This is a genomic window from Niastella vici, from assembly GCF_002077945.1.
Classification (GTDB): Bacteria; Bacteroidota; Bacteroidia; order Chitinophagales; family Chitinophagaceae; genus Niastella; species Niastella vici.
This window is the reverse complement of record NZ_LVYD01000041.1, coordinates 383908-404760: the sequence shown is the minus strand read 5'-3', so window position 1 is coordinate 404760 and position 20853 is coordinate 383908. Positions and strand designations below refer to the sequence as shown.

The window sequence follows — 20853 nt, the reverse complement described above, 5'->3', positions numbered from 1 at the left end:
CAAAACATCCTATACGGTTGCCAGTTGATAAGTTGAGTGCCGGAATAACTGTGCAGAACAGCCGGTAATTGAATGCCCTGCCCGGTTTGATGGTTCTCTAACAAACAGGCAACTATTCCTGGTAGGGTCAGTGAGCTGCCATTTATCGTTTAGGATAGCGTCCATAAAAGGATAAATATTGTGATTACTAAAGTATAATTTGGAAAGCGATAAAGAACATGGAATTATTATCCTTGCTTATTCCTCCTGAAAATGATTCCTGTTTTTCCTCAGGAGTGTTGTTATAGGTCGATTTGATTTTTCCATAACTTGCATTCAGCAGCGAATTATACCCAAATTCAACCAGGAACTTTTTACAAACGCCATAGGAAATACCAGGTGTAATGTGCAGCCCTGTGCTCCAGCCCTTGATTTTTCTTTCGTTCGTACTTGTATAATACGCCTGGGTGTTTGTTTCCCTGGCATTTGTATACGAGGCGCTGCCTTCTCCAAATACGTACAACCGGCTGATTAAAGGTACATACCGGCGAATAAACAGGCTGCCGCCATAATTTTTGGCCTCATCGTCATAAGTATTATTGGAGCCGTACACGTTCTTTTGTGTATTCTTCAAATAATCGAAACGAATACCGGCAACCAGGTTTTCTTTAATAGCTATTCCAACAGCAGGAGAGACGGCAAATGACTTGGATTTTAAATCGCTGCTTGAGATGTTGCCTTTTGATTGGCTATAACCGATACTGGTACCCGTCAATACTGCGCCTTTATTTATCTGTGCATGGGCGGTTGTAAAAAGTGAAAAGGCGAAAGCGATAATGGGTAAACTTTTTTGTAGCATTATACTTTGGTTTTTGGTAACGCAAATATGTAAATGAAAAAGGAAGTATGCAATATGTATACTTCCTTTTTAGAAAATTTTTATGTTAAGGTTGATCAAATGATCAAAACATCCTATGCGGCTGCTAGTTGATAAGTTGAGCGCCGAAATAACTGTGCAGAACAGCCGGTAATTGAATGCCCTGCTCTGTTTGATGGTTTTCTAACAAACACGCAACTATTCTTGGCAGGGCCAGTGAGCTGCCATTTAATGAATGCACCAGTTGGTTTTTACCATTGGCATCCTTGAATCTTATCTTCATACGATTGGTTTGGTAGGCTTCGAAGTTAGATACAGAGCTTACTTCAAGCCATTTTTGCTGGGCAGCGCTGTATACTTCAAAATCATAGGTAAGGGCAGATGCAAATCCCATATCACCGCCGCATAATTTCAGGATGCGATAGGGGAGGTCGAGTGATTGCAGCAGCGTTTCAACATGGTTTACCATATCTTCCAGCACCTCGTAGCTTTTATCGGGATGAACGAGCTGCACTATTTCTACTTTATCGAACTGGTGCAGGCGGTTCAGTCCGCGTACATCTTTACCGTAGCTGCCGGCCTCGCGGCGAAAGCAGGGGGTGTAAGCTGTCATCTTTACAGGCAGCTCGTTTTCTTTCAGCAATTCGTCGCGGTAAATATTTGTTACCGGAACTTCGGCTGTAGGTATCAGGTAAAAATTGTCTTCGGTAACAAAATACATTTGCCCTTCTTTGTCGGGCAACTGGCCGGTGCCGAAAGCAGATGCTTCGTTCACCATATGTGGCGGCATAAATTCCTTGTAACCGGCATTGGTATTATAATCAAGAAAATACTGGATCAATGCGCGTTGCAATTTGGCGCCTTTGCCAATATATACGGGGAAGCCGCTGCCGGTGATCTTGTTGCCAAGTTCAAAATCGATGAGGTTGTATTTTTTTGTAAGGTCCCAATGCGGAACGGCGCCTGCATGCAGGGCGGGTTTTTTTCCACCTTCCCTGATGGTGATATTATCTTCGGGTGTTTTACCGGGTGGTACTTTATCTGATGGCAGGTTAGGCAGTTTTACGATCTGCTCCTGTAATTTTTTTTCTGTTTCGGCCAGTTGATCGGCAAATGGCTGCAGGGTGGTCTTTAACGCGGCCACTTCCTGTCGTTGGGTGTCAGCTGCCTCTTTCTGGCCTTTTGCTATTAATTGCCCGATCTCTTTGGAGGCTGCATTTATTTTTGACTGGGTAGTATCAAATTCAAGCTGCAATTTTTTACGGGTATCATCAAGAGAGATGATCTCATCTACCAACGCAATATCCCCGAAATTTTTTAAAGCCAGTCGTTCCTTTACCAGCGCCGTGTTTTGTCGAATAAATGCAATCTGTAACATGTAAAATCAGGTTTGCGGCAAAGATAATTCAAATAATGAGCTCAGCAGCTAATTATCACATTAGCATTACCTTTGCGGCATGCAAGCAAATGATGATTTACAAACCCGTTGGTGGAAGCTGGAAGAAAAGCTGATGGAGCGGTTTGGCAGAAAACCTGATATGGAAACCATTTTATTTTTAATAGGTATCCAGGAGTTTGGTGATATAAAGGCAAAGTTCACCAAAGAGCAAAAACAGGATCTTATGCACATCGCTACCTGCTCCCTGTTGTCGCAAAGTGGTTATTACGAACTGGAAGGGGTAGATGAAGAAGGCTGGCCGCATTTCAGACAATTAAAGAGCTTACCGGTTATGGCGCTGCCCGAGCAGGAGAATTTTTTGAAAGATCATATCCTGTTGTATTTTGATCAGCAAGGATTTTAAACAGGTTGTGATAATGGGGTGCCCGAAATTCCGGGAAACGTGCCAACAGGCGCAGCCCCGATTTTTGTAGCTGTATTTCATTATCACATTTGTTTTAGTATATTGACTAACTATGAATAAACTATTACTCCTTCTTGTATCCGTTTTCTTTACTTCGGCCGTTGACCTGAAACCTTGTCAGGTTAAAAAAGGCGATCTGAACAAGGATGTTGAAATGGTGACCACCAAGGGCACTATGATCATCCGGCTCTCAGATTCTACCCCCTTACACAGAGATAATTTTATAAAGCTGGTGAACCAGCATTATTACGACGGCATCTTGTTTCACCGGGTTATGAACCAGTTTATGGTGCAGGCCGGTGACCCCAAAAGCAAAACCGCCAAACCCGGCGAGGCATTGGGCCAGGGTTCCCCGGGGTATGCGGTTCCAGCCGAAATAAAACCCGATCTGTTATTCCATAAAAAAGGAGCCTTGGCGGCCGCCCGCACGCCCGACGAAATAAACCCCACAAAAGAAAGCAATGGCAGCCAGTTCTACCTGGTGCACGGCAGGGTTTATTCAGAAGAAGACCTGAACCAGGTTGAAGGAAGGCTCAATGGCTATAAGATACCGGCGGCGCATCGGGAGGTATATAAAACGCTTGGTGGTACCCCTTCGCTCGATACAAAATATACCGTGTTTGGCGAGGTAATAAAAGGTATTGAGGTCATAGACAGCATCGCTGCGGTAGCTACCGGCGATCGCAACCGCCCGGTTGAAGATGTAAAGATCATCAGGGCCACCCTCATAAAAAGGCAATAATGTAAAATGTACGGAAAGTGGACCGGCGTACCGGTTATAACATAATTGTTCACTTTCTGCCCCCGGGGTCCCTTGTGGCTAACAGAAATTTCTTAATCTTGCAGCACAAAAATCGAAAACATGAATTTTCCGGAAAATCTGCGCTACACTAAAGATCATGAATGGATAAAACTGGAAGGTAATATAGCTACCATTGGTATTACCGATTTCGCTCAGCACGAACTGGGTGATATCGTGTATGTGGAAATAGAAACAGTTGGTAAAACCCTGATGGCAGAAGCTGTATTTGGTACAGTTGAAGCGGTTAAAACCGTATCCGACCTGTATTTGCCCGTTTCAGGCACTATAAACGAGGTGAACCCTGCCCTGGCCGACTCGCCTGAACTGGTTAATTCTGATCCGTATAACGGAGGCTGGATGGTTAAAATGACCGTTAATAATCCAGATGATGTAAAAGCACTCATGGATGCTGCAGCGTATACCAACCTGGTAGGCGCCTAAAAATAAATTAAATCCGTTGCGAACGTTATTGCGTAAATTGAAAGTGGTTAACAGCCACTTTTTTTGTAACCGCTACGTTCCGGGTAAACACATTGGCAATAGCACTAACATATACTGAACAGGAGTTGGTGTCCCTGTTGCGTAACAGGGATAATAAAGCTTATGCTTATTTATACGATAATTATGCTTCGGCTTTATACAGTATTATACTTCAGATCGTGAGTGATGGGGAGCTGACCAACGATGTTTTGCAGGAGGTATTTGTAAATATCTGGCGCAGGATAGAACAATACGATGCCACTAAAGGCCGGTTGTTCACCTGGATGATGAATATTGCCCGCAATGCTGCTATTGATACCCTGCGTTCGAGGAGTTACCAGAACAGCCGCAAAAACCAATCGATCGGGGAAAACGTAGATACCATACGAGTCACCGATGTTATTCAACCCGGGGTTGATACCATCGGATTGCGGAAAGTGCTGGAAAAATTAAAGGAAGAACAGCGTATTTTGATAGAACTGGCTTATTTTAAAGGATATACGCATGAAGAGATCGCCGAGCTGGAAAAACTTCCGCTTGGCACGGTAAAGACGCGTATTCGAAATGCACTGATTCAGTTACGTGGATTATTAAAGTGAATATACAGGAATACATATCAAGTGGCATAGTCGAAAGCTATGTGTTGGGGCTCGCCGATGAGGCGGAAAGGCTTGAATTTGAGCAAATGTGCGCCCGGCATGCCGAAGTACTGGCTGCCAGGGATGCTTTTGAGATGGATCTTGAACAACATGCTATAGCTTCCGCTGTAGCGCCCCCTGCCAGTTTGCGCGAAACCATTCTGCAGCAATTAGCCGCAGAACCGGTGGCAGCCAACCGGGAGGTGGCGCCGGTGGTTGAACAGGAGAAGGTGGTACAAATGGAAGTCACCAGCCGGCCAGCTATCCCCCTGTTTATGCGGTATGCAGCCGCAGCCGCCATCATTCTGCTGGTGGCCAGTGCCGGGTTGAATTTCTATTATTTTACCAAATACCGGGAGTTCAGCCAGGCTTACGACCGTTTGCTTGCACAACAAGCCGTCCTGGCTAAAAACAGTGCCGTTCTTCAAACAAAGCTCAGTACCTACGAGCATACCGTTGCCGGGTTAACCGACACCAATATGGTGGCCATTAAAATGAATGGAACCAGTGCGCCCGCGAGCCCCGACCGCAGCAGCCTGGCAACCGTTTATTGGGATACGCGCTCAAAAGACGTGTACCTCATGGTAAATAATTTGCCCCAACCTGAAACCGGTAAACAATACCAGTTGTGGGCCATTGTTGATAACGTGCCTGTTGATGCCGGCATGCTCGATATGGCAAATGGCCATGTTATGGTTAAAATGAAAAATATTCCCCGCGCCCAGCTGTTTGCCATCACCCTTGAACAGGCTGGCGGAAGTCCCACGCCAAAAGGTCCCATGTATGTGTTAGGTAAAGTGTAACGGTGAATGCCCATCCGGATAATCGATTCCTTCGGGGGCAAAAGGAGCATTCGTTTTCAATAAACAGCAGCCTGCAAGCTCAATTTTTTTTACCCCCCCTTTAAGAGCCGGGGGTATCTGATCTCTTTTTGCTTTATCTTTCCTCCCGTATGATGCGTCTTGTTAAAAAGCTTAGTACCTGGAAGATCATTCCCATTGCCTGGACTGTCACTACCATTATTTTACTGTGCCTGCCCGGCTCTGCCATTCCCAGCACGGGTGTTTTTGCCACAAAAGGAATTGACAAAGTGGTGCACACCATTTTGTTTGGCGGCATTGTTTTGCTGGGTGGGTTCAACCTGTATTATCGTCGCAACGAAAAATCAAAATGGCAGCGCATTATTGTTTTTCTGACACTTTTTAGCATCGGGTTGGGGATTGGGTTAGAATTTCTACAAGGTGACTATATACCAAATAGGAGTTTTGATGAATATGATATTCTTGCCGATTCAACCGGCGCTATAATTGCTGCGCTTTACCACCTTTTTGTGAAAGTAAAATAGGAAATCAGAAGCTGTAAATCAGTTAGTTGTATAAAATAAAATAGCCCCTGTAGAAACAGGGGCCGTAACCAAAACTAACTGCTTATGAGAAAATTGACTGCTTTGTGTGAGTCGTTAAAAAAGAACTTTATTATATAACGCAAATCCAATGCCATTAGTATAGATAAGCCCGTTAAAGTAAGATTAAAACCCCGGGACTTGTTTGGCAAAGAACTGTGCGTTGAAATTTCTAATGCAAAGGAACTACGTATTTTGGGATTTTCAGTCACCTTTCAGGACTTTTTGTAAAACGTTAACATTCGCGTGTTTTTAGGTATCCCATACTGCAGCTACAACACGTAAAACTCCTACTTATAAACCGAACGAACGTTAATTTCAGGCCTTCATAACTTATTCATTTGCATTTCGGTAAATAGTACCGTTATAACGGAGATTAGTATACTAGTTGATTTAATGTAAAATTAATGCAACCATTTGCAGTGAGAATAGGTCGCCTGGTAAAATGCTTATAATTGCTTTAGGGTAAGTAGGTAATATGGTGCCCCTGCAAGTGGGGGGCAGGCTCTGCGAAACACTTACTGCGCCTTGCGCCACCGCTAAAGCTTTGGCGGCACGTGGTCGCGTAGCTTCGGTCGCTTGCGCCATAGCTTCAGCGACGGAGCAACGAAGCAAGGCCCGGGGCGCATTACGGGCTGGCACTAATACATTAAGCCATCGCCTATAATGCGTAATGAAGTAACATTTTCTTAATACCGGCCCTGTCTCAATAAACTCTTCAAATTCATCTTTGCGAACAACCACCTCAGCACAATAAAAAAAGAACGTCCCGAAATACCGGGACGTTCCTTATAAATTTAAGATGTAGTGCTTTATTTCTTAATTCTGTTTTGCCAGCTTTTCTGCATTCTCGGCAAATTGCAAGGCATCAATAAACTCCTGCACATTGCCATTCATTACATCATCCAGATTATAAACGGTAAGGCCAATACGATGATCAGTGATACGGCCCTGGGGATAGTTATACGTTCTGATCTTTGCACTGCGGTCGCCTGAACTTACCAGGCTCTTTCTATGCCTCGAGATCTCTTCTTCCTGTTTACGTACCTGTTCTTCATACAGCTTGGTACGCAACATCTGCATCGCTTTTTCCCGGTTCCCTAACTGGGTACGTTCTGTTTGACACATAACCACGGTACCGGTTGGAAGGTGGGTTAAAATAACCTTTGTTTCCACCTTGTTTACGTTTTGACCACCAGCACCACCGCTTCGGGCTGTTTCCATTTTCACCTCGCTGTCCTTTACTTCCACATCCACTTCCTCCGCTTCAGGCATTACGGCCACGGTGGCGGCAGAAGTATGCACCCGGCCCGAAGTTTCGGTATCAGGAACGCGCTGTACGCGATGTACACCACTTTCAAATTTCAGGGTGCCATACACATCTTCACCAGTTACTTCTAACTGAACCTCTTTGTAGCCCCCTACGGTACCTTCCGATTCGCTCAGAACGGCTGTTTTCCAGCCTTTCTTTTCGCAATAACGCAGGTACATACGCAGCAGGTCGCCGGCAAATAAGCTGGCCTCATCGCCACCGGTACCTGCCCGTATCTCCAGAATACAATTCTTTTCGTCCTGCGGGTCTTTGGGGATCAGCAACTGGCGAATATGGGCCTCCAGCTTTTCCTTTGTTTCTTCCAGCACCGGCAACTCTTCCTTGGCCAGTTCGCGCAATTCGGCATCATCGCCGTTCAGGGCTTCTTTGTACACATCCAGGTCGCCCAGCACCTTTTTGTACTCTTCGTATGCTTTAACGATCTTTTCAAGGCTGCGGTACTCCTGGCTCATGGCTCTGAACTTCCTGTTATTGCCCACAATTTCAGGATTGGTCAGCGCTACCCCAAGGTCCTCGAACTTTGCTTTTATGGCTTCCAGCTTGTCTAACATAGTTTTGACTTATTTTATCCAATTACAGTCCGGCGGCAGGTATTGTGAAGTCTGAAAGAATTGTACTTAATTTTGACCTTTCTTTCGGATTGGCGGTATCCCCGTTTTCCGGCTGTTATTAAAACCTGCAAAGTTAATTGTTTCATCGCTTACATGAATTACAGAAAGTTCCAGGCCGATCATTTATTTACCGGGTTTGAATGGTTTTCAAACGATTCGGTGCTAATTACCAGCCCCGGGGGCGAAATTGTTGATTTGGTGCCCGCTGCCGAGGCCGGCGAAGGCATTACCCGCGTTTCAGGTATCCTGAGCCCCGGTTTTGTAAATTGCCATTGTCACCTGGAGTTAAGCCATATGAAGGGCATTATTCCTGAAAATACCGGCATGGTCGATTTTCTGGTGCGGGTAATACAACAACGTGGTTTTGATGCCCCCATCATAAAAAAAGCTATTGAGGAAGGGGAGAACAGCATGCTGCAGAACGGTATTGTGGCGGTAGGAGATATTTGTAATACCCCCAATACGGTTGATCAAAAAAAAGCCGGGCGCCTGCTGTATCATAATTTTATTGAAACCATGGGTTTTATTGAAAACAGCGCAGCCCAGCGGTTCGAAGCCTCCCTGGCAGTGTACGACCAGTTTGCCCGTTTGTACCGCACACCCGCTGAATCAGTCTCTATTGTTCCGCATGCGCCCTATTCGGTTTCTCCGGCATTGTTTCAAATGATCACCCGGTTTCCCGGCAACCAGCTGCTTACCATACACAGCCAGGAAAGTACTGCTGAAAGGGAATTTATTGAAAAGGGTACCGGCGATCTTCACCGGTTATATGAAGCCCTGCATATCGACATCTCTTTTTATAAGCCGGCCAAAAATGGAAGCCTGCCTTCTTATCTTTCTCATTTTTTGCCCAACCAGTCGCTGATACTGGTGCATAATACAAATACCAATTCACACGATCTGGAATATGTTGCCAGCGGGGAGCTGCCGGTAGCCAACCTGTACTTCTGTTTGTGCCCGAATGCCAATCTTTATATTGGTAATCCATTGCCCGATATTGACCTGTTACGGCAATACAGGGCGGTTATTGTGGTTGGAACCGATAGCCTCGCGTCGAATCACCAGTTAAGCATACTGGCCGAATTGCAAACGATACATCGGCATTTTCCGCATATTGAAAAGGTTGAATTATTGCAGTGGGCTACATTGAACGGCGCCGAAGCTTTACAACTGGATAATGTGCTGGGTAGTTTTGAACCCGGTAAAAAACCGGGTGTCATTGTTGTTAAGGAAGATTTTTCTAAGGTAGAAAGATTGTTATAAGAAGGGGCTGTTACAAGGTTCAAGTTGCAGGTTGCAGGGCTTGTTAAAATGTTTTCTCCCTGGAACCTGCAACTTGTAACCTGGAACAGATTACTACATACACGTAACTCCAAAATCAACTAAATGCAACTGTTCTAACCTAATACCTCTTGTAAAACAGGTAACGTTTTCATGATCCCAAAATCCTGGATGTGCAATGCATAATAGGCCTGATAGGCCTGTAATAAAATGCGCCGGGTGTCCTGGTTCAGCTTTATTTGCGTGAGCTCATGCGGCTGCATTACTTTCAATAATTGTGAAGTAATATAACTGTACGGGTACGATAAGAAGTGGGGATGAACCGGATGCTCATGCACAAATTCCCCTTCCTGCAGGTCGAGGTAAGCTGTTTGTTCAGTATACTGGTCGCTAACGCGGAAACCAAAAAACGAAGCGAGGTGCAAGGCAAAGTACAACGGAAAATTTCCCACTACCTGTTCATCGGCTTTATCAAGATGCGTAAAAGCATCTTCTGCAAAATAGAACAGCTCGGGATTCGATTCGGGTTGTTTCAATGTTTTTGACAGCAGTTCTACCATGAACAGGGCCACGGAATTTTTTAGCACGTCAAAAAATATATACTGGTACAGGTAGCTCCATTTGAACTCGCGCAGGCGTTGCAGGTGATGTAACTCGTTATGATAGGCGGTGAGGTCGAGTATGGCGCCCGGCTGAAACAGGTTGGCTTTACCGCTGCCTTTTTTTGAGGAGGTCCTTACTCCATTCACTATGTACGATTGTATACCGAACAGCTCCGTGAAAATAGTGACGATCACACTGGTTTCGCCATATTTTACGGTCCGTAATACAATGCCTTTGGTGTTATGGAGCGTCATTTTTGGATAAATACGATTTTAGTTACCAGTTTTTGCTGATGGGTTTCATCGCTGGTGAGCACCAGGTAAATACCCGATGAAATGAGGCGGCCTTTATAATCCCTGCCATTCCATACGGCCTGACTGCCCAGTGCTTTTGTTTGATATACCAGCCGGCCATTCAGTTCGGTGATCTTTACGATCGCGTTTTCGGCAACTCCCCTTATGGCAATGGTGCCGGAATAGCCGGGGGGAACCGGGTTCGGAAAAACCAGTACACCACTATTGGTTTCTGTTGTTTCGGTTGCAGTACTGCGAAAAGAACAGATGCCCTTAGCTGTTGCAAAGAACACTTCTCCGGTTATACCGTCAATTGCTATTTGTTTTACATCATTGCTCAACAACCCACTGTTAGTTTCTGTAAATCGATAAATAGTTTTTTCGGCATCGGGGCTTATGAGCCACACGCCATTCTGGGTTGCTACCCATTTGCGATCGGCGCCGTCTACAGCAATGGCCTGCACCTGTTCATCACTAAATAAATAACCGGCAAAATTATCCTGCTGTACAATGGGTAACACAGCTTCACATCCGGTACTGGTAAAAACCTGTTGCGGGCATTGAATTACGCCAATGCCTTTGGCGGTTCCTACCCAAATAAAATTGTTTTTATCTTTTGCAATACACCGAACATCAGTCGAGGGCAGGTTGCCGTTCCCTATTCCGCTGCGGTATAATTTCCATTGGTCATCGCCCGGGTTATCGATCGATTGACCATGATTGAAACATACCAGTCCATTGTTTTTAGGCAACACGATCCACTTCTGATTGTTATCATCTATTACAATTTGCGATACGGCTTGTTCAATCAGGGCATAGGGAATGATAAAAGTACGCCAGGTTCCATCAGCTTTTTTCACAAGCACCGGGTTCTCTCCTCCATAATTGGCAACCCATAAATTATTATCCGCATCAAAAGCAAGACCACTCACGCGATAGCTTGTGCGGTTAAAATAAGCGGGTTGAATAACCGAATTCTGTTTGAGAATGGTAATGGTGTTGTCATTTTTTATGTTGGCAAGCCCACCGCCAAAGGAGCCGGCCCATACACTTTCGTTGGCAGGCTCAATGGCAAGGGTAATCACATCTGACAGTGTATCTAATATAGAAAGACGGCTGCTATTAAAAGAATTCCAGTTGTTATCGCTTAACCGGAACAATCCATTTTTATTATTCACCGGTTCCCAGTTGGCATTAACGCTGCCTGCTGCTGCCCACAAGGTGTTATGTACAACCTGCATGGCGCCGGTAGCAATTGAAGCGGGCGCATCGGGTACCAGGCGGTTGAACGATGTTCCGCTAAAAGCTATCAAACCGGCCAATGTATCGGCGATGTAGCAATTGTTTTGAAAATAAACCGCCTGCTGCGGTGAGCGGGTAAGTTGCGCATCCTGGATAGTTCTTTCAAATGATCCGGTGGCAGTAAGCACCACAACACGGCCGGTATTATTGCTGGTTTCGCTCAGCATGATCCTGTTACCCGATACCGTACAATTTTTTATATTCCATCCATCGCGATACAACAAACTCCAGTTGGTGCCCGATTGCAGCCAAAGCGAATCATTTTTCACCGCCAGCACATTGTTTTGAACCGATGCCAGCGATTGAATAGTGCCTGCCGGTAAACCATTGGTACCTGATATTAATTGCCAGTTACGAAAGTCGGCCAGGTTCACAGCGGTCAGGGATGCTTTTTTTATACCTTCTGCGGTAGCGGCATACAAAGAAGTTCCGTCGCTTGTAACGGCTTTCACGGCAATGCGGGTGCCACCGGCGCCAATGATGTACGTATCTTTTATTTCGTATTTATCGAGGTTGATGGCTACAATGCCAAAACCTGTAGCCAGGTACGCCAGCTGCTGGTAAAGAAAAACAGCCTTTACGCTTTTGTCGTCGGAAAGGGAGGCGTTTTTTAAGGAATTAATATTAATGACCCTGTCATCAACCAATACATCAATATTGCTGTTGTTGTAGGCGATTAGTATGCGGTTGCCGGTTGGTTCGGCGCCAATAGCGCTGATGCCGGTTTCGGATAGTCCGTTCGTCCTGCTCCAGCGTTCAATGCTGTTGTCGGTAGCGTCTACTGAAAACAGACTGTAAGGTGTAGCGGCCCAAACTTTGTCGGTGGTGTACGCAACACTGGTTACCTGTTGATAAGGCAGGTGATCGCGCCATTGACCTATAGGCTGTAATTGTGCCCGGGAAACGAACGGAAAGGTGAGCGCCACGCAATAAAAGGCCAGTATCCGTTGAAGCATAGTTTTCAAAGGTAATTATATGTGGTTGAATTGGTAATATACAACCTGCGGGCCAAAATCGCAGTAAGCTAATGATAACAGAAGGGAGTGAATAAACAGGCAGCAGGGAAGTGATCTTCATTAATAAAAATGAGCTTCCCGATACTAAACCATAAGCAAAAAACGTACTAATGAGCTGAATTAAAGTTGTGATATTATAAAAAATTAATTTCTTAATTCATTGGCATTAAAAGTTCATCAGGGACTTTTAATGGCGGCAAATAAACTTCTGTAATCCTGTTAAATTGAGTTTCTTTGCTTCCTATTACTGAGATTTAATATTCGATATATCTTATGTGGGAAAAAATCGCCCGGTTCATTTTACGATCACGCTGGATACTTTTGATACTCTTACTGGCCCTAACCGGTTTAATGGGGTATCATGCTTCCAAAGTTCAAATGAGCTATGAGTTCGCCAGAGCAATTCCAACCGATAATCCCAAGTACCAGGCTTACCAGGCTTTTCGCAGCCAGTTTGGTGAAGATGGGAACCTGATGGCCATAGGCATTCAAACCGATCAGTTGTTTCAGGCGCCGGTCTTTAATGATTATGCCGCACTGGCTAAAGATATAAAGAAAGTTCCAGCTGTTGAAGATGTATTGAGCGTTCCCGCCGCTACCAACCTGGTAAAAGATACCACCAATGAGAAATTGAATGCCGTTCCGGTTTTTGCCAGCCGGCCATTGGCGCAACCCGAGCTGGATAGTATGGCGGCTGTGTTCTTCAGTTTGCCTTTTTACCAGGGATTGATGTACAACCCGGTTACCCATACGTATATGATGGGTATACGAATTAATAAGGATGTATTAAACTCAAAACGCAGAAATAAAGTAGTGGCCGATATTGTTGCTATTGCCGATGCATTTGGCAGTAAACACAATATTGAAATGCATTACAGCGGATTGCCATTGATACGCACCAACCTGGCTACCAAGGTGGCTTCTGAAATGCAATGGTTCCTGCTTGGATCAATTATCTTATCGGCCGTTATCCTGTTGATCTTCTTCCGCAGCTTCAGCGCTACCGCCATTTCACTGGCCGTTGTGATCATTGGCGTAATATGGTGTATGGGAACCATAGAATGGATGGGGTATAAAATTACCCTGCTTACCGGTGTAATACCACCGTTGATCGTGGTGATCGGTATTCCCAACTGTATTTACTTCCTCAATAAATACCATACGGCATATAACGATATCTCTGGTGAAGTATTTACAGAAAGCAGCAGAAAGCGGATTGCCTTAACAGCTATGATCAGCCGTATGGGCGTTGTTACCCTGTTCTGTAATATTGCGGCCGCCATCGGGTTTGCGGTATTCGGGTTAACAAAAAGCGCTGTGTTGAAAGAGTTTGGGATCGTGGCGGGTATTAACATCATGGCCCTGTTCTTTATCTCCATCATGTTCATTCCGGCGGTGTTGAGTTTTTTACCCGACCCCAAGAAAAGACATATGCGGTATCTCGAGAACAAATGGCTGCTGGCCATTCTCGATAACCTCGAACGCTGGTCGTTGCATCATCAAAAACTTATTTATGGCGTAACTGCTGTAATGTTGCTGGCATCAGTATGGGGCATGACCAGGTTAAAATCGGTTGGTTTTATAGTTGATGACCTGCCAAAAACTGATAAGATCTACAAAGACCTGAAATTTTTTGAGCATCACTTCAAGGGGGTAATGCCGCTGGAGATTGTCGTTGATACCAAACAGAAACAGGGATTGCGGCGAAACCCGGTACAAACTTTCGCCCGCATCGATTCTTTATCGCAGTTTATTACTGCCCAGCCCGAAATGGCCCGGCCGCTGTCGATAGTAGAAGGATTGAAATTTGCCCGCCAGGCTTATTACAACGGCGATAGCAGTAATTACAAAGCACCCACTGAAAGCGATCTCATCTTCCTGTCGCAATATCTTTCTTCAAAAGGATCAACCGATAGCAGCAACAAACAAAACAATTTTAACCGGGTGGTGGCCTCCTTTATGGATAGCAACCGGCGGCAGGCGCGTATAAGCGTTAGTATGGCCGATGTGGGCAGCAAACGGTTACCCGAGCTTATTGGCACCATTGAAAACCGCAGCCGCCAGTTGTTCGATACTTCCAAATACCATGTTGAATTTACCGGCACCAGTATTACCTTCCTCGAAGGCAGTGCGTTTATCATAAATGGGTTGAAGGAAAGTATTATGTGGGCCTTCCTGCTTATAGCCCTTTGTATGCTGTACCTGTTCAGATCGTTTAAGATCCTGATATGTTCCCTGATCCCGAATATCATTCCGCTTATTATTACGGCTGGTGTTATGGGCTGGGTGGGCATTGCCATCAAACCTTCTACCGTGCTGGTGTTCTCTGTGGCCCTGGGGATCGCTATCGATATAACCATCAGGTTCCTTGTGAATTACAAACAGGAGCTTTCTATCAACAGCAAAAAAACTTCACACGAGCTGGTGATCGATACCATACACAAAACAGGGATTAGTATAATTTATACTTCTCTGGTCCTCATCGCCGGGTTTGTGATCTTCTGCTTCAGCGGCTTCGGTGGCACCCAGGCGTTAGGATGGCTCACTTCGCTTACGCTCGTGCTGGCAACACTCACCAACCTGATCTTTTTACCTGCGCTGTTATTGACGCTGATAAAAAAGTGATGTCGTGTGGCTGAAAAATAAAGCTATTGTGTTTTGGTGACGCAACAGCCTGGCCGGCTACCGGCGTGATCTTATAAAAATAACCGGCTCCGGTTTTGGCAAAAGGAGCTGGCTCACCAGGGTTTACACCTTTCCCCAAACGGGGTCCAAATAGAAAAACAGCGCCACGGCAGTAACGCCGTGGCGCTGTTTTTTAAGGTGGAGCAGTTCAATAACTTATCATGTGACCAGGGATTTGCGGGTTAAAAGCAGCATTCTATCGTTTTTAATGGCCTAATGCTAAACACCTACTCTATAGTAAATCCTACCCTGGTTTAATCCCATCCATTTTTCCATACTCTGGATCAGACATATAACTACGTCACAGTAGTAACACTCAAAAATTAATACGAGATGAGAAAAATTCTAATGCTGCTAAGCGGCATGTTGCTCCTATATGGGCAACTGCTGGCGCAGGGCCGCACCATTACCGGTAAGGTTACCGATGAAAGCGGAAATCCCATTCCAAATGCTTCAATCCAGGTAAAAGGCACTTCCCTGGGAACAACTTCAAAAGACGACGGTACATATTCTCTCACTATTCCAGCCAGTTCAAAGGTACTTACCATTTCAGCTGTAGGCATGGCCGAACAGGAGATCCCGATCGGAGATAAAAACATGATCCTGGTCAGGCTTTCAACCCGGCTTAATATGTTGCAGGAAGTGGTAGTTACTTCATTGGGTATTAGCCGTGATAAACGTTCTCTTGGCTATGCCACCCAGAATTTAAAAGCCGATCAGTTCAACGACCGCGGACAGGTGAACGTTGTAAATGCCTTACAGGGTAAGGTGGCCGGTGTAAACATTACCAATGCCAGTGGTGGCGCCGGCGCTTCTGTAAATATCAATATTCGTGGTATTTCTTCTTTTACCGGAAGCAACCAGCCTTTGTTTATCATTGATGGGATCCCTATTAGCAATGATGTTGACCGCACCAATGGAGGTCCTACCGGTACCCTGGGCGATAACCAACCTCCGAACCGGGCCCTTGACCTTGATATGAACAATATTGAATCAGTGAACATCCTGAAAGGACCAGCCGCTTCGGTGTTATACGGTTCACGGGCTGCAGCCGGCGCTATCATTATCACTACCAAAAAAGGAAGCAGTCAAAAAGGCCGGGCAGAAATTTTAGTAAACACTAATGAGAGTTTTCAAAAGGCTACGGGATTACCTAAAGTACAAAACGAATATGGCCAGGGGTCAAACGGGATATATAATCCCGGCACCTCCAACTCCTGGGGACCGAAATTCGGATCTACTGCAACAGTTGCCAATGGGCTGCTGGTAGGTGGTGTGGCAGTTGATTATAACCCATATCCCAATAATATCAGGGATTTCTTTGAAACCGGCATACTTTCCGACAACAACCTTTCTATTAACGGTGGTGATGCCAAACAGAACTATACTTTCTCTGCCGGTTACCTGTATCAAAAGGGCATTTTGCCCAATACCGGCGTAAAAAGGGCTACCGTTAAGTTTGGCGGCAACACGGTATTGCGCGATAAAATAAAACTGGGGGGCTCTGCTACCTTTACCAATACCCTGCAGGATGGTATCCTGGGTGGTAATGGGCAAAGTTCAATGGGGGTGTTACATGGTATGCCCCGCAGTATTGACCTGCAGAAGTATAAAAGGGATAAGACCTGGAAAAACCCCGATGGCACCAACAACTATGGCGTTACCGGAATTGAAAATCCTTACTTCGGTGCTTACGAAAATCCTTTAAAGAGCAATCTGTACCGGATTATCGGTATTGCCAATATTGGGTATGATGTTACCTCCTGGATGAATATCAACTACCGGTTGGGTGTAGATGCTTATACAGACCGGCGTAAACAGATCTTTGCTGTAGGATCGGGCCGCGTACCGGCCGGTCAGGTGCTCGATAACCCAATCACCCGTACCGAAGTGAATGGCGACCTCATTATCAGCATGAAAAAGAATGATATCATCAAAGGTTTGAATGTAAGCGGCATTGTTGGTAATAACATCAACCAGCGCATGAATCAAAACGTAACACTGCAGGGAGATAACCTCACCATTCCGTTCTTCTATAATGTAAGCAATGCCACTGCCTATGCCAATGGTTCGCTTGAAACCACCACCCTGCAACGGATAGTTGGTTACTATGCACAGGCATCGTTTGACTATAAAAATTATTTGTTCCTGGAGTTGACCGGCCGGGCCGATCAATCCTCTACTTTACCGAAAAGCAAGAACACCTATTTTTATCCATCCATAAGCGCCGGCCTGGTGTTTACCGATGCGTTTAACATTGTATCGGAGGTGCTGAACTATGGTAAAATACGCGCCAGCTATGCCAAGGTAGGCAGAGATGCGCCTCCCTATAAACTGGAGGGTGTATATGGGGTAACTACCTATGGAAATAACGTGGCCAACATTACTTTTCCCATGGGATCCATTGCCGGTTTTCAGGCCAGCACCCGTATCCCACCTACAAAATTATCACCGGAGTTTACCTCTTCCTATGAAATTGGTTTGAATGCCGCGTTCTGGAAAAACCGCATCACCCTCGATGTGGCTTATTTTGACGAGGTAAGTAAGGACCAGATCGTGGATGTAGGGCTGGCACCTTCTACCGGGTACAGCAACGTTACTGCAAACGTTGGTAAAATGACCAACAAGGGCGTGGAAGCGTTGGTTACGGTATCAGCTATATCTACCCGTAACATTCGTTGGGATATCTCCGGTAATTTCACAAAGATCAGGAACAAGGTCGTTTCTATATTCCCCGGTGTTACCAGTTTTGCGGTGCCCGGCAATGCATTTACCGGTTCTATTCCTACCATTCAGGAAGGACAACCTTATGGCGTTATCATTGGTGGCCTCATACCCAGGAGCCCCGATGGGCAGCGCATCATCAACCCGGTTACCGGAACATACCAATCAACCATAGCCAACCAGGTACTGTCTAATCCCAATCCCGATTATCAATTGGGGTTTACCAATAACCTGAAAGTGAAAAGTTTCAGCTTGTCTTTCACATTCGATTTCATCAAAGGCGGCGAGGTGTTATCATTTACTGCAGCTGCTTACAAATCGCGTGGTGCATTGAAGGAAACAGCTGTTGACAGGGATAAAGCCCATATTTTACCAGGTGTTATACCCGATCCTAATAATGCCGGCAAATATTTACCCAATAACATCGAGATCCCGGCTCAGCCCTATTGGCAAACAATGGGTGGATTGCAAAGTGAATTCAACGTGTACGATGCCACTACCTTCAGAATGCGGGATATTTCTATCGGCTATGACCTGCCGGCAACATTGATGGAAAAATTGAAGATCAATAGCGCCCGGATAGCCGTATTCGCCAACAACGTATTCTTTGTGGCGCCCAATGCCTTCTTCGATCCACAGGTGAATACCCAGGGGGCAGGGAATATCCGCGGGCTCGATCTGCAGAGTGTGCCCAATGCACGAACTGTTGGTGCTGGTTTGAAAGTGTCATTATAACCTGAAAAAAATCATGTATGAAAAAACTAATTCTATTTCTGATAATACCGGTTTTGTTTTCATCAATAGCCTGTAAGAAGTATCTTGATGTAAACCAAACCCCCAATAACCCAACATCTGTTCCGCCAGGCACACTATTGCCGACCACCACGGCAGCCCTTGCGTTTGCAAATGCCAATGACCTCGACAGGGTTACTTCGGTGATCATACAACATCTGGCAGGCACAGGCAGCCAGGCGCTGGATTATGATGTATATAAACTGGAAGGTTATTTTGATAACCAGTGGAACCTGGAGCTTTATAATGGAGCAGTCAATAACCTGGTAATAATTATAAATAAATTTGGTGACGCCAACCCTGCATATGGAGGCATTGCAAAATTGGAACTGGCCTATGCCTATTCTATGATAACAGATCTGTGGGGTGATGTGCCTTACTCTCAGGCTGGTCAGGGATTAAAGTTTATTACGCCCCGCTTTGATAAACAGCAGGATATTTATCAGGGGAATGCTGCCGACAGCATTCAAAGTTTGTTCGACCTGGTTAAATCGGGTATGGCCGACCTTGACAAAACAAGTGTATTAACTCCAGGGAAAGATGATATGGTTTATGGCGGCGACCTAACTAAATGGAAACAGATGGGCAACACCCTGTTATTGAAATTTGCCATGCAGATCTCCAACCCCAATCCTGCCCTGGCTAAATCAATCATCGATGCGGTAATAACCGGTAATAATTATATCAATTCAAATGCACTTGATTTTGAAGTGCCATTTGGTAACGCTGTAGGTAATCAAAATCCGCTTTACACTTTCAATAATGTAAACCGTACCACCGATCAAATGTTGAGCGCCCGTTTGCTGGCCCTGTCAAGAAGCCTCAATGATACTGTGCGGCTGGGCAAATACTTTACCAAGCCAACCGGCAATTTTGTAGCCTATGAAAACGGTTCAACTGCTGTTGCGCCTGCGCTTGCTACCAGAAGTAAATACAACACTTTCCTTACTGGCACCCTTGGTGAAGCGCCTGTAAGACTACTGACATTTGCCCAGGTGAATTTCATTTTGGCCGAATCGGCATTGATCCTGGGTACAGCGGGTGATGCCAATACCTATTACCAGGCCGGTATTAAAGCCAACATGCAAAAGATAGGTATGACTACCGCTGAGATCAATCAGTATTTTACTGACAACCCTGCTGTGGTTACCCTGGCTGGTACAACAGAAGACAAACGTAAACAGATCATCACGCAGAAATACATGGCCTGGATCGGGAATGGTATAGAAGCATTCAATGACTATCGAAGAACAGGTTACCCTGTATTGGCGCTTGCCAGTAATGCTGCTGGTCAAAATCCCAACGTAATACCTACGCGGTTAACATTACCCAATGGTGAAATACAAAGGAATCCCAATACGCCAAACCCTGCACCACATACCGATGTAAAAGTATGGTGGGCTAAATAGTTGTTTATTAAAAATTATAACATGAAACACAGCATAAATAAAACTGTCTTTATAATAATGGCCGCTATTATATTGAATGGCTGTACCAAACAAACAACCGACCCGCTGATGGATGCACGGCCCGGTGTGCCGGTTAATATTACCAATGCAACCGCCTACCGGCCCGATCCTACGGTCACTACCTCTTTGGCGGGTGGTGGCAATATCCAGATCGTTCTGGCAATACCTGACCAAAGCGGCAGAACAATAAAGGAAATAACAAGAATAGCAGCCAGCACTTCCTACACAAAGATCCAGTCAACCGGGGCAACAGGTTGGTATGTGGCAACGCCCATTTCAGTGAGTGCTACCACGTATACATACAATACATCTATAACCGAGTATTTCAGCAAGTTCCCCGTATCAGCTTCCAATCCGGCTGCAAAAGCAAATGCTGAACTGGCATTACGGTTATATTTTCTGATAACGTTAGATGATGGATCACAGGTGGTGACCATGCCCGTTCGCGTTTTAGTGCTGGCGTAATTTGTATTGTATACATAATAAAAGGCCCGTCATTATGTCGGGCCTTTTATTATAAAACTACTTATACAGGTTTTTTGTTTTCTGTTTTTAACTGACAATATATCATCTAAACATATATTATATCGCCAAGTCCTTATCTTTGGGGCCCCCTACCGATAACCTTACAGGATGTGCGAAGGCCGATTCCCTGTAGACTTGTTTTTGATCAATAAATTGATTGAAGATCAACCAGACAATAC

At 45.2% G+C, this 20853-nt stretch carries 16 protein-coding genes; 11 read left to right on the top strand and 5 right to left on the bottom strand.

Going from position 1 to position 20853, the window contains the following annotated elements:
- Positions 1 to 187: 187 nt before the first annotated feature.
- Both A3860_RS11350 and serS read right to left on the bottom strand, forming a co-directional pair.
- Positions 188 to 838 (bottom strand): hypothetical protein, encoded by a 651-nt coding sequence (locus A3860_RS11350; protein ID WP_081146807.1) that lies wholly within the window; start codon positions 836 to 838, stop codon positions 188 to 190.
- A gap of 124 nt (positions 839 to 962) precedes the next feature.
- The gene (gene serS / locus A3860_RS11345) at positions 963 to 2234 is read right to left on the bottom strand and encodes a serine--tRNA ligase (protein ID WP_081146806.1); all 1272 of its coding nucleotides are present in this window, start codon (positions 2232 to 2234) and stop codon (positions 963 to 965) included.
- 79 nt (positions 2235 to 2313) lie between these two features.
- On the opposite strand from serS, the gene A3860_RS11340 reads away from it, so the two are divergent.
- The 6 genes from A3860_RS11340 to A3860_RS11315 all read left to right on the top strand — a co-directional run bounded on the left by A3860_RS11340 (position 2314) and on the right by A3860_RS11315 (position 5983).
- On the top strand, positions 2314 to 2658 hold the full coding sequence (locus tag A3860_RS11340) for a hypothetical protein (RefSeq protein WP_081146805.1): 345 nt from the start codon (positions 2314 to 2316) through the stop codon (positions 2656 to 2658).
- Between the two features lie 112 nt (positions 2659 to 2770).
- Positions 2771 to 3460 carry a peptidylprolyl isomerase gene (locus tag A3860_RS11335; protein ID WP_081146804.1) on the top strand — a complete coding sequence of 230 codons (690 nt, stop codon included), beginning with the start codon at positions 2771 to 2773 and terminating at the stop codon, positions 3458 to 3460.
- Positions 3461 to 3580: 120 nt separating this feature from the next.
- Positions 3581 to 3961 carry a glycine cleavage system protein GcvH gene (gene gcvH / locus A3860_RS11330; protein ID WP_081146803.1) on the top strand — a complete coding sequence of 127 codons (381 nt, stop codon included), beginning with the start codon at positions 3581 to 3583 and terminating at the stop codon, positions 3959 to 3961.
- A gap of 92 nt (positions 3962 to 4053) precedes the next feature.
- Positions 4054 to 4599, top strand: coding sequence for an RNA polymerase sigma factor (locus tag A3860_RS11325; protein ID WP_081146802.1), 546 nt, complete (start codon positions 4054 to 4056; stop codon positions 4597 to 4599).
- Positions 4596 to 5441 (top strand): anti-sigma factor, encoded by an 846-nt coding sequence (locus tag A3860_RS11320; RefSeq protein WP_081146801.1) that lies wholly within the window; start codon positions 4596 to 4598, stop codon positions 5439 to 5441. Before A3860_RS11325 ends, A3860_RS11320 begins: the two co-directional genes overlap by 4 nt.
- Before the next feature lie 149 nt (positions 5442 to 5590).
- Entirely contained in the window at positions 5591 to 5983 is a 393-nt protein-coding gene (locus tag A3860_RS11315; RefSeq protein WP_081146800.1) for a VanZ family protein, read from the top strand.
- A gap of 876 nt (positions 5984 to 6859) precedes the next feature.
- Here A3860_RS11315 and prfA read toward each other — a convergent pair.
- Positions 6860 to 7924, bottom strand: a complete 1065-nt coding sequence (gene prfA / locus A3860_RS11310) for a peptide chain release factor 1 (RefSeq protein WP_081146799.1) — start codon at positions 7922 to 7924, stop codon at positions 6860 to 6862.
- A gap of 153 nt (positions 7925 to 8077) precedes the next feature.
- On the opposite strand from prfA, the gene A3860_RS11305 reads away from it, so the two are divergent.
- Positions 8078 to 9247: an amidohydrolase family protein gene (locus A3860_RS11305; protein ID WP_081146798.1), complete on the top strand. Its 1170-nt coding sequence runs from the start codon at positions 8078 to 8080 to the stop codon at positions 9245 to 9247.
- A 134-nt stretch (positions 9248 to 9381) separates the two neighbouring features.
- Here the strand turns inward: A3860_RS11305 and recO are convergent, their stop codons facing one another.
- Positions 9382 to 10122 (bottom strand): DNA repair protein RecO, encoded by a 741-nt coding sequence (recO, locus tag A3860_RS11300; RefSeq protein ID WP_081146797.1) that lies wholly within the window; start codon positions 10120 to 10122, stop codon positions 9382 to 9384.
- Entirely contained in the window at positions 10119 to 12419 is a 2301-nt protein-coding gene (gene porZ / locus A3860_RS11295; RefSeq protein ID WP_081146796.1) for a type IX secretion system anionic LPS delivery protein PorZ, read from the bottom strand. The genes recO and porZ overlap by 4 nt, the downstream gene beginning before the upstream one ends.
- Positions 12420 to 12752: 333 nt before the next feature.
- Here porZ and A3860_RS11290 point away from each other — a divergent pair, with 333 nt between their 5' ends.
- The 4 genes from A3860_RS11290 (at position 12753) to A3860_RS11275 (ending at position 20614) form a co-directional block, all read left to right on the top strand.
- The gene (locus A3860_RS11290; RefSeq protein WP_081146795.1) at positions 12753 to 15104 is read left to right on the top strand and encodes an efflux RND transporter permease subunit; all 2352 of its coding nucleotides are present in this window, start codon (positions 12753 to 12755) and stop codon (positions 15102 to 15104) included.
- A 393-nt stretch (positions 15105 to 15497) separates the two neighbouring features.
- A complete protein-coding gene (locus tag A3860_RS11285; protein WP_245843520.1) occupies positions 15498 to 18623 on the top strand; it encodes a SusC/RagA family TonB-linked outer membrane protein in 3126 nt (1041 codons plus the stop codon).
- Between the two features lie 17 nt (positions 18624 to 18640).
- Complete coding sequence (locus tag A3860_RS11280) at positions 18641 to 20089, top strand: SusD/RagB family nutrient-binding outer membrane lipoprotein (protein ID WP_081146793.1); 1449 nt, start codon at positions 18641 to 18643, stop codon at positions 20087 to 20089.
- A gap of 21 nt (positions 20090 to 20110) precedes the next feature.
- Positions 20111 to 20614 carry a hypothetical protein gene (locus A3860_RS11275; protein ID WP_143774054.1) on the top strand — a complete coding sequence of 168 codons (504 nt, stop codon included), beginning with the start codon at positions 20111 to 20113 and terminating at the stop codon, positions 20612 to 20614.
- Positions 20615 to 20853 lie beyond the last annotated feature (239 nt).

Bases quoted from the DNA above. Each gene is read 5' to 3' on its own strand.
- A3860_RS11280 (WP_081146793.1), top strand. From the start codon at position 18,641: ATGAAAAAACTAATTCTATTTCTGATAATACCGGTTTTGTTTTCATCA.
- A3860_RS11335 (WP_081146804.1), top strand. From the start codon at position 2,771: ATGAATAAACTATTACTCCTTCTTGTATCCGTTTTCTTTACTTCGGCC.
- A3860_RS11285 (WP_245843520.1), top strand. From the start codon at position 15,498: ATGAGAAAAATTCTAATGCTGCTAAGCGGCATGTTGCTCCTATATGGG.
- A3860_RS11305 (WP_081146798.1), top strand. From the start codon at position 8,078: ATGAATTACAGAAAGTTCCAGGCCGATCATTTATTTACCGGGTTTGAA.
- porZ (WP_081146796.1), bottom strand. From the start codon at position 12,419: ATGCTTCAACGGATACTGGCCTTTTATTGCGTGGCGCTCACCTTTCCG.
- A3860_RS11340 (WP_081146805.1), top strand. From the start codon at position 2,314: ATGCAAGCAAATGATGATTTACAAACCCGTTGGTGGAAGCTGGAAGAA.
- A3860_RS11290 (WP_081146795.1), top strand. From the start codon at position 12,753: ATGTGGGAAAAAATCGCCCGGTTCATTTTACGATCACGCTGGATACTT.
- gcvH (WP_081146803.1), top strand. From the start codon at position 3,581: ATGAATTTTCCGGAAAATCTGCGCTACACTAAAGATCATGAATGGATA.
- serS (WP_081146806.1), bottom strand. From the start codon at position 2,234: ATGTTACAGATTGCATTTATTCGACAAAACACGGCGCTGGTAAAGGAA.
- A3860_RS11315 (WP_081146800.1), top strand. From the start codon at position 5,591: ATGATGCGTCTTGTTAAAAAGCTTAGTACCTGGAAGATCATTCCCATT.
- A3860_RS11350 (WP_081146807.1), bottom strand. From the start codon at position 838: ATGCTACAAAAAAGTTTACCCATTATCGCTTTCGCCTTTTCACTTTTT.
- recO (WP_081146797.1), bottom strand. From the start codon at position 10,122: ATGACGCTCCATAACACCAAAGGCATTGTATTACGGACCGTAAAATAT.
- prfA (WP_081146799.1), bottom strand. From the start codon at position 7,924: ATGTTAGACAAGCTGGAAGCCATAAAAGCAAAGTTCGAGGACCTTGGG.
- A3860_RS11275 (WP_143774054.1), top strand. From the start codon at position 20,111: ATGAAACACAGCATAAATAAAACTGTCTTTATAATAATGGCCGCTATT.